This is a genomic window from Candidatus Nitrotoga sp. M5, from assembly GCF_927904885.1.
GTDB lineage: Bacteria > Pseudomonadota > Gammaproteobacteria > Burkholderiales > Gallionellaceae > Nitrotoga.
The window spans coordinates 17,958-29,712 of sequence record NZ_CAKMNW010000023.1 but is presented as its reverse complement, the minus strand read 5'-3'; the positions used below and the strand labels follow the sequence as shown (position 1 = coordinate 29,712).

14 protein-coding genes are annotated in these 11,755 nt (G+C 48.4%); all 14 read left to right on the top strand.

All coding sequences use genetic code 11. From position 1 onward, the window contains the following. The first annotated feature begins 92 nt into the window (after window positions 1–92). The 14 genes from MJ770_RS06620 to MJ770_RS06555 all read left to right on the top strand — a co-directional run bounded on the left by MJ770_RS06620 (window position 93) and on the right by MJ770_RS06555 (window position 11,155). Entirely contained in the window at window positions 93–296 is a 204-nt protein-coding gene (locus MJ770_RS06620; RefSeq protein WP_239250822.1) for a hypothetical protein, read from the top strand. Between the two features lies 1 nt (window position 297). Next, a complete protein-coding gene (locus MJ770_RS06615) occupies window positions 298–711 on the top strand; it encodes a putative toxin-antitoxin system toxin component, PIN family (RefSeq protein ID WP_239250821.1) in 414 nt (137 codons plus the stop codon). A gap of 63 nt (window positions 712–774) precedes the next feature. Next, window positions 775–1,218 (top strand): type II 3-dehydroquinate dehydratase, encoded by a 444-nt coding sequence (gene aroQ / locus MJ770_RS06610; RefSeq protein WP_239250820.1) that lies wholly within the window; start codon window positions 775–777, stop codon window positions 1,216–1,218. A gap of 2 nt (window positions 1,219–1,220) precedes the next feature. After that, window positions 1,221–1,664, top strand: a complete 444-nt coding sequence (accB, locus tag MJ770_RS06605) for an acetyl-CoA carboxylase biotin carboxyl carrier protein (protein WP_239250819.1) — start codon at window positions 1,221–1,223, stop codon at window positions 1,662–1,664. A 3-nt stretch (window positions 1,665–1,667) separates the two neighbouring features. After that, window positions 1,668–3,023, top strand: coding sequence for an acetyl-CoA carboxylase biotin carboxylase subunit (gene accC / locus MJ770_RS06600; RefSeq protein ID WP_239250818.1), 1,356 nt, complete (start codon window positions 1,668–1,670; stop codon window positions 3,021–3,023). Window position 3,024: 1 nt separating this feature from the next. Continuing rightward, complete coding sequence (prmA, locus tag MJ770_RS06595; RefSeq protein ID WP_239250817.1) at window positions 3,025–3,915, top strand: 50S ribosomal protein L11 methyltransferase; 891 nt, start codon at window positions 3,025–3,027, stop codon at window positions 3,913–3,915. Continuing rightward, a complete protein-coding gene (locus MJ770_RS06590; RefSeq protein WP_239250816.1) occupies window positions 3,912–4,697 on the top strand; it encodes a zinc-ribbon and DUF3426 domain-containing protein in 786 nt (261 codons plus the stop codon). Before prmA ends, MJ770_RS06590 begins: the two co-directional genes overlap by 4 nt. A gap of 367 nt (window positions 4,698–5,064) precedes the next feature. Further along, the gene (gene gspE, locus MJ770_RS06585; RefSeq protein ID WP_239250815.1) at window positions 5,065–6,762 is read left to right on the top strand and encodes a type II secretion system ATPase GspE; all 1,698 of its coding nucleotides are present in this window, start codon (window positions 5,065–5,067) and stop codon (window positions 6,760–6,762) included. An 8-nt stretch (window positions 6,763–6,770) separates the two neighbouring features. After that, entirely contained in the window at window positions 6,771–7,985 is a 1,215-nt protein-coding gene (locus MJ770_RS06580; protein WP_239250945.1) for a type II secretion system F family protein, read from the top strand. 135 nt (window positions 7,986–8,120) lie between these two features. Beyond that, window positions 8,121–8,558: a type II secretion system major pseudopilin GspG gene (gspG, locus tag MJ770_RS06575; protein WP_239250814.1), complete on the top strand. Its 438-nt coding sequence runs from the start codon at window positions 8,121–8,123 to the stop codon at window positions 8,556–8,558. Beyond that, window positions 8,546–9,001 (top strand): GspH/FimT family pseudopilin, encoded by a 456-nt coding sequence (locus MJ770_RS06570; RefSeq protein ID WP_239250813.1) that lies wholly within the window; start codon window positions 8,546–8,548, stop codon window positions 8,999–9,001. The genes gspG and MJ770_RS06570 overlap by 13 nt, the downstream gene beginning before the upstream one ends. A gap of 128 nt (window positions 9,002–9,129) precedes the next feature. Continuing rightward, window positions 9,130–9,549, top strand: coding sequence for a type IV pilus modification PilV family protein (locus MJ770_RS06565; protein ID WP_239250812.1), 420 nt, complete (start codon window positions 9,130–9,132; stop codon window positions 9,547–9,549). Continuing rightward, window positions 9,546–10,223 (top strand): prepilin-type N-terminal cleavage/methylation domain-containing protein, encoded by a 678-nt coding sequence (locus tag MJ770_RS06560; RefSeq protein ID WP_239250811.1) that lies wholly within the window; start codon window positions 9,546–9,548, stop codon window positions 10,221–10,223. Before MJ770_RS06565 ends, MJ770_RS06560 begins: the two co-directional genes overlap by 4 nt. Continuing rightward, a complete protein-coding gene (locus MJ770_RS06555; protein WP_239250810.1) occupies window positions 10,220–11,155 on the top strand; it encodes a type II secretion system minor pseudopilin in 936 nt (311 codons plus the stop codon). The genes MJ770_RS06560 and MJ770_RS06555 overlap by 4 nt, the downstream gene beginning before the upstream one ends. Window positions 11,156–11,755: the final 600 nt, after the last annotated feature.

Sequence of the window (11,755 nt, the reverse complement as noted above, 5' to 3'; positions counted from 1 at the left end):
GCTTGAGCTTGCGTACGTACATTTTCTTAAGTACAATTTTGACCTGATCTACCTTTATTTATTACTTTTTGTTTACCGTTAAGGTAACTACTATGCAAGTCAATATAATTCCGAATTCCCAAATCCCTCCGTCAGATGAAATTGCTTCTCAAGTTGAAGTTGATAGTACTGCTGCGGCTTTAACACCAGATTTAGCTCAAAGCGCCGAAGCCGTACGTGAAAAATTGATTGTATCAGGCATTTCCGAGAAAGATGTAGCAGACGCCTGTGCTTGGGCCCGTCAGCCCAAAGAATAATATGCGCGTCGTTCTCGATACTAAAGTAATACTTTCTGCATTGTTGTTCGCCAACGGGAATTTGGCGTGGCTGAAAAAGGCTTGGCAAGCGAAGTCTATATGCCCGGTGATCAGCAACGCAACGAAGGAGGATCTGTTCGACTCAATAAATTACCCAAAATTCAATTTGTCGATCGCTGAGCAGGATCTGTTGCTGGAAGATTTTTTTCCATACTGTGAAGTCGCTTCCATATCCAGCTGGATGCCATCACATGGCCCCTTTAGTCAAGTATTTTTGGCAGTGGCACACAAAGCGAAAGTAGATGCACTGGTGAGCGTTGAGAAAGATATACTCGCATTGCGAGGAAGCTTTACCCCCTCCATCCTCACCGTTGAGGAATTGCGTAAACGTTTGCAAGAAGAACGTCTCGCATAACTACCCCGCTCAATTTCTTCTAAAAACTAGACAACTTGCCCTAATTTACGGCAAACTGCGCTCATGAAAACCATTCTGGTTCTACATGGTCCCAATCTGAACTTGCTCGGTAGCCGCGAGCCAAGCATATATGGCCATATTACTTTAGACGAAATTAACAACAAGTTGCAGCAGTTGGTACATATGCAAGGTTCAAACCTGATGCATTTCCAGAGTAACTCTGAATCCGCCTTAGTGGATCGTGTACATATTGCGCGCCAGGACTGCACCGATTTTATTGTCATTAACCCCGCTGCATTTACGCATACCAGCGTGGCTTTACGCGATGCACTGACTGCGGTGGCTATTCCATTTATTGAGGTCCACCTTTCCAATGTGTTTGCGCGTGAACCGTTCCGCAAAGAATCATACTTCTCTGATCTTGCTATCGGCGTTATCAGCGGCCTGGGTGCAACCGGTTATGAACTCGCAGTGCAATACGCGCTGCAATATTCTGTTAGGAAATAACCATGGATTTACGAAAACTTAAGACCTTAATTGAGCTGGTTGAAAACTCTGGCATTGCCGAGCTGGAAATCAGTGAAGGTGAAGAACGTGTGCGCATTGTTCGTTCTGGCGCTGCGACACAGCAAACATATGCTGCGCCACAGCATATGGCAACACTTACCCCACAACTTGTGGATGAGCCTGCTGAACCAATCAAACCTACAACACCAGATGGTCACGTAGTTAAATCACCGATGGTCGGTAGCTTCTACCGCAGCCCGTCCCCTGGCACCAAACCTTTTGTGGAGGTTGGCCAAAGCGTAAGCGTGGGCGACACCCTCTGTATCATTGAAGCGATGAAACTGCTTAACGAAATCGAAGCTGATCAAAGCGGTGTTATTAAAACGATTCTGGTTGAAAGCGGCCAGCCGGTGGAATATGGTCAACCTCTTTTTATCATCAATTAAATAATGTTTGAAAAAATTCTCATCGCAAATCGAGGCGAGATTGCCTTAAGAATTCAGCGCGCCTGTCGCGAAATGGGCATTAAATCCGTAGTAGTGCATTCCGAAGTTGACGCAGATGCCAAGTATGTCAAGCTGGCCGACGAATCGGTGTGCATAGGCCCGGCTTCCTCGCTGCAAAGCTATTTGCATATACCAGCGATTATTAGCGCAGCGGAAGTTACAGATGCACAAGCCATCCACCCTGGCTATGGTTTTTTGTCTGAAAATGCTGACTTCGCCGAGCGGGTGGAAAAAAGCGGATTTGTATTCATTGGTCCGCGCCCGGAAACTATTCGTTTAATGGGTGACAAAGTATCTGCCAAAAATGCAATGAAAAAAGCGGGCATTCCCTGTGTGCCAGGCGTGGATGGCGCATTGCCGGACAACCCAGCCGAAATCACGAAGATTGCTCGTAATATCGGTTACCCGGTCATCATAAAGGCGTCCGGGGGCGGGGGCGGACGCGGAATGCGCGTGGTACATACCGAAGCTGCATTGCTCAATGCCGTAACCATGACTCGTAACGAGGCACAGACTGCGTTTAATAATCCTGTAGTGTATATGGAAAAATTTTTGCAGAATCCACGCCACATCGAATTTCAAGTGCTGGCTGATTCTTATGGCAATGCGGTATATTTAGGTGAGCGTGACTGCTCCATGCAGCGCCGCCACCAGAAAATCCTTGAAGAAGCACCAGCACCTCTGCTCAACACTCGTTTTCGTAATAAAATTGGTGAGCGTTGTGTAGCAGCTTGCCGCAAAATTGGCTATCGCGGTGCGGGAACTTTTGAATTTCTCTATGAGAACGATGAATTTTTCTTTATTGAAATGAATACTCGAGTACAGGTAGAGCATCCGGTCAGCGAAATGATTACTGGCATTGATATCGTGCAACAGCAGATTCGAATCGCTGCCGGTGAAAAACTTAGTTTCAAGCAAAGTGATATTACTCTCAAAGGGCATGCCATCGAATGCCGCATCAATGCCGAACATCCCTACAAGTTCACGCCATCAGCCGGCCGTATTACCACTTGGCATACTCCCGGTGGGCCTGGTATCCGCGTGGATTCGCATGTGTATGCTAATTACTTCGTGCCGCCGCATTACGATTCCATGATCGGGAAGATCATCGCATATGGTGATAACCGCCAACAGGCGATAGCCCGCATGCGTACTGCCTTATCGGAAATGGTGGTAGAAGGTATAGAAACTAACATTCCGCTACATCAGGAACTGATGTTAGACGCTGCTTTTATACGGGGTGGCACCAGCATTCACCATCTGGAACACAAGCTAGCCGAACGCATTAAAGTTAAATAACATGGCTTGGCTTACGCTGACGATCACTGCATCTGCATCCCAAGCGGAGATGCTAAGCGAGGCTCTGCTAACGCTCGGTGCACTATCGGTTGACATCCACGATGCTGATGTAGATACACCGAATGAGCAAGCCATGTTTGGCGAACCGGGCGAACCCGCCCCCCATCTTTGGTCACACAATCGCGTTACTGCTCTGTTTGTTGAGGACACGCCGATAGACGCAATCATGCTGGAAGCGGCACATGCCATTGGGCTGAAACAGCCGCCAACCTATGTCATCCAAACCTTGGAAGACAACGACTGGGTGCGTCTGACTCAATTGCAGTTTAACCCCATTCGCATTTCGCAGCGCCTATGGATTGTGCCGACCTGGCACACCCCGCTTGATCCCAGCGCCATCAACATTACGCTCGATCCTGGCTTGGCTTTTGGTACCGGTAGCCACCCCACTACCCGTTTGTGCCTGCGCTGGCTGGATCTTAATTTGCAGGGCGGTGAATCCGTATTGGATTATGGCTGCGGCTCGGGCATCCTCGCCATCGCTGCGCTCAAACTTGGCGCTGCCAGTGCCACTGGCGTGGACGTGGACGCTCAAGCCGTACAAGCCAGCCGCGACAATGCAATGGCTAATCAAGTTGACGCACAGTACCACCTGCCTGATGCCGAGCAGAAGCAACAAGCCGACATTGTAATAGCCAATATTCTTACCAACCCTCTTAAAGTACTCGCTCCGTTGCTGGCAAGCTCAACTAGGCAAGGCGGCCAGATTGTGTTGTCTGGCGTACTCAGCGAACAGGCCGAAGACGTTATGAACGTCTATGGTCAATGGTTTGATTTCAGGCCACCAGTTATGGAAGAAGGCTGGGCATGTTTATCTGGAGTGAAACGATGAGCGCAGTCACCCAATGTCCAGATTGCAGCACTCGCTTTAAGGTTAACCAAGCTCAGCTGAACATGTCCAAGGGCATGGTGCGTTGCGGAAATTGCCAAGCGGTATTCAACGCAACTAAACAATTGCATGACAACGAACCCAGCCCGCAAGTTGCCCCAACCCTTGATCAGGAAAAAATGCAGCAAGCGCCTGTCGAAAATCCGGCAGAGTATACCCCCGCAGCCCAAGATAAATATGATTTTAGCCATCTTGCTACGGCCAGTCATGAAGAAACACTGGAAACTATCCCTCCAGCCATCAAAAAAAAAGTTCACTGGTCCTGGTTGGTGGCCATGTTACTGTTACTCATAGCATTTCTGATACAGACTACGTATTTTTTCCGTGTCGAACTCGCCGCACACCTGCCGAGCGTGAAGTTAGCTCTCGTATCCTCTTGCAAGCTATTCAACTGCGATATCCCGCTGCCGAAAAAAATTGACCAGCTGAGTATCGAATCTTCTGACCTCGAATCCAATCCGAAACGTCCAAGCGTCATCGCTCTCAATGCCAACTTGCGAAACCGCGCGCCTTACGCGCAAACATATCCCAATCTCGAACTTACATTAACCAACTCGATGGATGAAGCACTGGCACGTCGCATCTTCTCCCCTGCGGAATATCTCAAACCCGAAGAGAATGAAAAACACGGGTTGCTATCCAATCATGAGATTAGCATCAAACTGCATCTTGATACTGCTGACCTTAAACCAACTGGATATCGCTTGTTTTTGTTTTATCCTTAGTAACGCACCCTCATTAAATCTGAACGATTAATCATACTTAATATCAATCATTTGATTCACCATCAATTACCGAAGTGTTGAGATTCGATTGGCTTCGCATTAAATGGAATACGATGCGATTGCGTGGAGACTGAACATCCATTTAAAGAACCGACGAACATCACTCGGGCAAAAATGATCCGCATAATTTTTCACGCTGAACGCTTTTGACTTCAAGCCCGCATCATGCTGCGGTTTTGCACTTATAACTGCCTATACACATTTCATATTGCGGCTCAACTATAATCGAATTCGGGTAGCCTGCTTACGCGGAGATCCGCATGTTCGTGATACCATTCCCACATTTTTTCGCGCAGAAAGCATCAAGTTGAGGAAACGTTTAGGAGAATGGCTAGTTGAGCAGGGGAAGCTGAATACACTCGAGCTGGAGCGGGCGCTAGACTCACAGAATGATGAAGTCAGTGAACATGAACGTATCGGCACGCTGCTATTAAAGCAAGGGGCGGTTACCGCCCGGGATGTGGCAGAGGCATTGGCGGTACAGCTTGGACTCACACTAGTGGAGCCGACTGACTATCCCCAAATGCCCTTATTGGAAGAATGTGTATCGGTACGTTTCCTCAAAGAGTCTAAAGCATTGCCGCTACATGAAAATGAACACGAGCTCGTACTGGCACTAGTGGATCCACTTGATCAATACGTCATCAATGCTTTTGGCATGCTAACGCATCGTTCAGTCAGCGTTCGTGTGGCAGTACAGCAGGATATGGAAAGCGCTTTCGAGCGTCTTTATGGCGGCGCCAAGGCGTCGTCGATGGGGGAAATTGTCGGCGACATCGAAACCCTCGAAGAAGAAGGTGTAAGCGACGATGTGCAACATCTTAAGGATCTTGCCAGCGAGGCGCCGGTTATTCGCCTTGTTAACTTGATTATTGGCCATGCGGTGGAGGCACGCGCATCTGATGTTCACATCGAACCATTCGAAAACCGCCTAATAGTGCGTTACCGGATAGACGGGGTGATGCACGAGGTAGAATCTCCGCCCCGCCGCTTGTCCGCTGCCGTCATTTCACGTATTAAAATCATGGCAAGCTTGGATATTGCGGAACGGCGTCTGCCGCAAGATGGTCGCATCAAATTGCGCATTAAGAGCAAGGAAATTGATTTGCGTGTTTCCACAGTACCGACCATGCATGGTGAAAGCGTGGTTATGCGGATACTCGACAAGAGTGGTACTACCCTGAATTTCGCCGCACTTGGGTTTGACGATGATGTGCTCAAAATATTCGTAGATATATTGCAGCAACCCCATGGCATTATTCTGGCCACCGGCCCAACCGGTAGCGGCAAAACCACCACGCTCTATACCGCATTACAAACGTTAAACAAATCAGATGTGAAGATACTTACTGTGGAAGACCCAGTTGAATATCAGATGGAAGGCGTAAACCAGATTCAGGTAAAAGCGCAGATTGGTCTTACCTTTGCCAACGCCCTTCGCTCTATTGTGCGTCAGGATCCAGACGTTATCATGATCGGCGAAATCCGCGATTTAGAAACCGCACAAATTGCCGTACAGGCCGCACTTACCGGCCACTTGGTACTATCCACCCTGCACACCAACGATGCTGCCAGTACGATCAACCGTCTACTCGATATGGGCATGGACGATTACCTTCTGACATCCACTGTTATTGGCATTCTGGCACAGCGACTAGTGCGCACACTGTGCGAACAATGTCGTCAATTGCGAACAGTGCTGCCCGAAGTGGTTGATGAAATGGAGTTACATCGCTTTACTACAGCGGATCCGATTGAACTTTATCATGCGGTTGGCTGTCCACATTGCGGCCATACCGGCTACATAGGCCGAGTCAGCATTGTGGAAATACTGACGATGAGTGATGGTATCCGCAGCTTGGTGATGCAGCATGCAACTGCTGGGGAAATTCGCAAGCTCGCGATCGATCAAGGCATGCGGACCATGTTTGACAATGGCTTGCGCAAAGTGATGGCAGGGGTTACTACCATTGAGGAAGTATTGCGCGTAACGCGGGAGTCCTGATTTTGCCGGTGTTCCAATACAATGCGGTTAGTGCGGACGGTGAAGCGCTTGATGGCGAAATGGAGGCCCGTACCAATGAAGCGGTAGTAGAACGTTTGCAGGCGATGGGCTATATTCCAATTCAAATTGAACTGGCGCAGCTGGAAAAAACTACAGGAAACACATCATTCGGATGGCTGCGCACCAATCGAGTTAGTCAGGCTGAAATTGGCGTATTCACGAGTGAAATTGCAACGTTACTTCATGCCGGTTTGCCGCTTGACCGCGCCTTGGAAATTTTGGTCGAGCTATCGGAAAACGATAAAGTGCGCAAACTGCTAACGCAGGTACGCGATGATGTGCGTGGTGGAGTTTCACTTTCTTCAGCGATGGAAACACAGAAAGGCGTGTTCTCCCGCTTTTACCTCAATATGGTTCGCGCTGGTGAGGCTGGGGGCGCACTTGGTCCAGTGCTGACGCGAATTACTGAATTCATGGAACGCGCCAAAGCACTTAAGCAAACCGTTACATCTGCATTAATTTATCCTGCAATCCTCATGCTGGTGGCAGCTGGCTCTGTGATGATGTTGCTTATATTCGTTGTGCCGCAGTTTTCACTGATGTTTGAGCAATCCGGTAAAACCTTGCCTCTACCAACTCAAATCGTCATTGCCGCAGGTGACTTTTTACGCCACGACTGGTGGATCTTGCTGATTGGCGCCATAGCCATTTATGCACTGATTAATCAACAAATGCGCAATCCTGCCAGTCGCTACCGCTGGGATGGGATTTTTCTGCGTTTGCCGCTGATAGGTGACCTGCTGGTAAAAATCGAGGTCGCCCGCTTTAGTCGCAGCTTGGGTACTTTGCTGGGCAATGGAGTGACTTTATTGAATGCGCTCGTTATTATCAAAGAAACCTTGAGTAATAGCGTCATGGCTGAAGGACTTGACAGTGTGGCGAATCAGCTCAAGCAAGGCTTAGGGTTGGGTAAACCAATGATGGAAACGGGATTGTTTCCCAAGTTAGCTGTTCATATGGTAGTAGTTGGCGAAGAAACAGGCCAGCTTGAAGAAATGTTGCTGCGTGTTGCAGATGTGTACGACAATGAGGTGCAAACTACGGTCAAGCGCATGTTAAGTCTAATGGAGCCAGTGCTGATTTTGGGGCTAGGGCTGCTAATTGGCGGCATCATTATGTCGATTCTGCTCGCCATTCTCAGTGTCAACGACTTGGCGATGTAATTAAGGATGGGGATGGGGGATCTCCGACTGCACACAGTGCCCAGTCTTATCGAACCCCATCATAAACTTATGATGTGTTAAGAAACATAAAGAGCATATAACAATAGAAACGCTACATTTTTAGAGAGAGGCAATATGAAAAAAAAGCATCAGGTACGGAGGGAGACAGGATTTACCTTGCTCGAATTGCTGGTCGTGTTAGTAATTCTGGGCCTGTTGGCTGGTCTGGTGGGGCCGAAGGTAATGGATTATCTTGGCACATCGAAAAGCAAAACGGGTCAGCTGCAAATCGAGCAACTTAGTCAAAGCCTGGAATTATTCAGACTGGAAGTAGGTCGCTACCCTAATTCACAGGAAAGCTTGTCGGCATTGATCGAGGCTCCACCTGGTGTGACCGGCTGGAACGGCCCATATATTAAGTCGAAAACAGTGCCAAAAGATCCGTGGGGAAACGATTACCATTACGCATCGCCAGGACAGCACAATACAGATTATGACATCAGCTCACTTGGTCTTGACAACCGAGAAGGCGGCGAGGGCGAAAACAAGGACATCAATAATTGGGGCGAATAAAATCGCGTGCTAGCGCCGGTTTTACCATACTTGAATTATTAGTAGTACTGACGCTAATGGCGATGGTATATGCCTTGGCGGTACCGATGATCTCTGCTGGCATGCCCGGCACCGAACTTAAAGGTGCAGCACGTCAACTGGCGGCTGGCTTACGCCAAGCGCGTAGTCAGGCAGTCACACGAAAAGTAGAGTCAACATTGACACTGGATGTTGAAAAGCGAAATTTTAAGGTGAGCGGCGACCAGCGCCAATACGCCTTGCCCGCAAAGCTGGACATCAGTTTGTTCACAGCGCAATCCGAATTACTGCCCGACAAAATCGGCGCAATCCGTTTTTACCCGGATGGAAGCTCCACTGGCGGTCGTATCACAGTAACATCTGGTGATCGCAAATACGATGTTAATGTCGACTGGCTGACCGGCCAAGTTACCATTCTCAATTAAGGGCTATATGTGAACTTGGACATTTTAGAAATTTTGGCTGTATATCATGCAAGTAGTAGTTAATATGGCATTGAATCAGTTAAGACTCACGAAAATGTTTAGGTTATTCTCTGACAATCCCCTTAGGCATGCATAAATTCAATCGCGGTTTTTCTTTGCTTGAAGTGCTGGTGGCATTTGTAATTCTGGCACTGATTTTGAGTGTATTGATGCAAATTTTTTCTGGCGGTTTGCGAAATGCCAGTCGTGCTGACGAATACCAGCAAGCTGTGTTGCTAGGGCAAAGCAAGCTAGCATCAGTTGGCATCGAGACGCCACTGGAGGTAAGTGAGGACAGTGGCGAATTTGATGCCGTTTACCGCTGGCATGTCAGCATTCGACCATACCTGGAGACTGAGGCACAGGCAAGCGAGCAAAGTGGATTGCCTGTGCAAATTTTACCCGTGTCACTGCTGGAAGTTGAAATCCAGGTGCTATGGGGCGGTAGCGACCAGCCACGTTCGGCCAGCCTCAAAACTCTAAGACTGGCAAATAAGGTGGCGTTGTGAAACTGGACAAACACAAAAGTGCCGGCTTCACCTTGCTCGAACTGTTAATCGCCATGTCTTTGCTCGGCTTTATCTTGGCCTTGTTGTATGGTGGCATGCGGCTAGGTGCACGTAGCTGGGATGCCGGCGAGATACGCACAAAAAATTCGACACACCTGGCTTTGGTACAAGGATTTTTACGGCGTGAATTAAGTCAAGTAACCCCATATCAATGGAAGACAGAAGCAGAGATGAATCTGGCATTCATCGGGCAGCCAGACAGTCTCAAGCTGGTGGCTCCAATTGCTGTTCGCTTAGGTGCAGGAGGCCTGTTTCTAATTGGTTTCGAACTGGCGCAAGATAATAATGTTGGTCAACTGGTAATGAGGCGTGCCATTCCAAATGCAGACAGTGTTGATTTTACCGCATTGGAGAATGCCGAAACAATCGTACTGGCGGATCACGTGGAGGAATTAAGTCTCGCCTATTTTGGTGGTAAAACCAAAGATGCCAAACCGGAATGGCTGGATCAATGGGGGGATCTGGATACTCAGCAGCACCTGCCCTACCTGATCCGGTTCCGAGTCAAGTTTAGTAATGGCCGCGTTTGGCCGGATTTAGTAGTAGCTCCGTTAATCGGCTCTGATACTGGTTGTATGTGGGACAGCTCGACCAATAGATGCGCGAGTGAATGAAGACCGTGACCACCAAAAAACATCAACATGGTATCGCCTTGGTGTTAGTGTTGTGGGCGACCACATTATTGGCTGTGATTGCTGCCAGTTTCGCTTTCAGCATGCGTACAGATATGCTGCTGGCACAAAACTTGGCCGCTTCAGCGCGTGCCCAAGCGGTGGCGGATGCCGGCATTCAGCGCGCTGTGTACGAAATATTCAAATCCATCGACGATCTGCAACGATGGAAGGGCGATGGCGTGCCGCACCTGTGGACATTCGGGGGCGCCAAGCTCAGTATCACACTTTTGGATGTGTCCGGTAAAATTGATATCAACAGCGCATCAGACGAGTTGCTGAAGAGCTTGTTAAAAAGTGTGGGGCTTAACGAGGAAGAAAGCAATATCCTACTGGACGCTATTAAAGATTGGCGCGACGGCGATGATTTGCCACATCCCAAAGGTGCCGAAGTTTCGGAATATCAAGCTGCCGGATTGAAATACCGTCCGGCCAATGCACCGTTTGAAACTGTTAACGAACTGCAGCGGGTATTAGGTATGACACCGGAGTTATTCGCTAATCTGGCAGACACACTGACTGTAGATTCACATCAAGCTGGAATAAATGCTGTCATTGCACCGAGAAATGTTTTGCTGGCACTACCCGGCGCGACTGTAGAGCTGGTTGACGCATATCTTGCAGAACGTCAGGAGGCCTTGCTAAAAAATTTGCCGCCGCCGCCGTTTGCGCCAGCTGCCGCTGCTGTAGCGGGTGAAGACGGTTCCGTGTATAGTGTTCGCGCCGAAGCGGCATTGCCAGATGGTACCGTATTTGTCCGAGAAACTGTGGTAAAAATTGATCAAGGCGCCGTTCGCAAAGTCATTTATTTTTCCTGGAAAGAAGGGGAAGCGTCTCCCAAACAGATCGGTGAGGGACAAGCAACTATCAACTAAAAAATTACGCGCACCTATCCCCCTTCCATTTGAACGAGAGTGATGAATAAAAGAGCTGATCGCAGAATTCCCATGAATTGCGGCTGCTAGCCTGAACCCAGAGGATATTCAAGTTCAAGCTAAATCCGTTCGTCCTATTGGAGGGATGAATTGCCAAACTAAGGACAAGTGAAATATTTTGAGTTTACATTCTCTGCTTTGCTGACGGTGGCTATTGCGCCAATCATACCGACAATCTTGAAGTGCGCGTCGCGCCAATACCATGCCGGATAATGTGAAGGTTATACCGCAACGCACTGTTCGGTGAAACTTGCTTACAGATATGGGTACGCAAGAAGAAAGAAGCCATGGTGAGCGGCGATTCAGCAGAAATATATCGCTCGGAACATGGTAAATCGGTTAATCCCTCGACAAACTTAGGACTAACGGATTTATTTTTCTGCGAGAGGTATGTTGCTTCTGCGAGAAACTGAAAGTTGATTATCCACTCTTGGGCACCTCTAAAAATTCAAAGTTCTATGCCAGACAAGACACGAACAAAATATTTGAGCACTATATATATTAACATCGCATTGAGACGAAACAAGGTAAGCAAGCCCC

What these genes read in the sequence shown, in the direction of transcription:
- MJ770_RS06565 (WP_239250812.1), top strand. Translation starts at nt 9,130, where the DNA reads ATGCATAAATTCAATCGCGGTTTTTCTTTGCTTGAAGTGCTGGTGGCA.
- prmA (WP_239250817.1), top strand. Translation starts at nt 3,025, where the DNA reads ATGGCTTGGCTTACGCTGACGATCACTGCATCTGCATCCCAAGCGGAG.
- MJ770_RS06555 (WP_239250810.1), top strand. Translation starts at nt 10,220, where the DNA reads ATGAAGACCGTGACCACCAAAAAACATCAACATGGTATCGCCTTGGTG.
- accB (WP_239250819.1), top strand. Translation starts at nt 1,221, where the DNA reads ATGGATTTACGAAAACTTAAGACCTTAATTGAGCTGGTTGAAAACTCT.
- aroQ (WP_239250820.1), top strand. Translation starts at nt 775, where the DNA reads ATGAAAACCATTCTGGTTCTACATGGTCCCAATCTGAACTTGCTCGGT.
- accC (WP_239250818.1), top strand. Translation starts at nt 1,668, where the DNA reads ATGTTTGAAAAAATTCTCATCGCAAATCGAGGCGAGATTGCCTTAAGA.
- MJ770_RS06590 (WP_239250816.1), top strand. Translation starts at nt 3,912, where the DNA reads ATGAGCGCAGTCACCCAATGTCCAGATTGCAGCACTCGCTTTAAGGTT.
- gspG (WP_239250814.1), top strand. Translation starts at nt 8,121, where the DNA reads ATGAAAAAAAAGCATCAGGTACGGAGGGAGACAGGATTTACCTTGCTC.
- MJ770_RS06620 (WP_239250822.1), top strand. Translation starts at nt 93, where the DNA reads ATGCAAGTCAATATAATTCCGAATTCCCAAATCCCTCCGTCAGATGAA.
- MJ770_RS06615 (WP_239250821.1), top strand. Translation starts at nt 298, where the DNA reads ATGCGCGTCGTTCTCGATACTAAAGTAATACTTTCTGCATTGTTGTTC.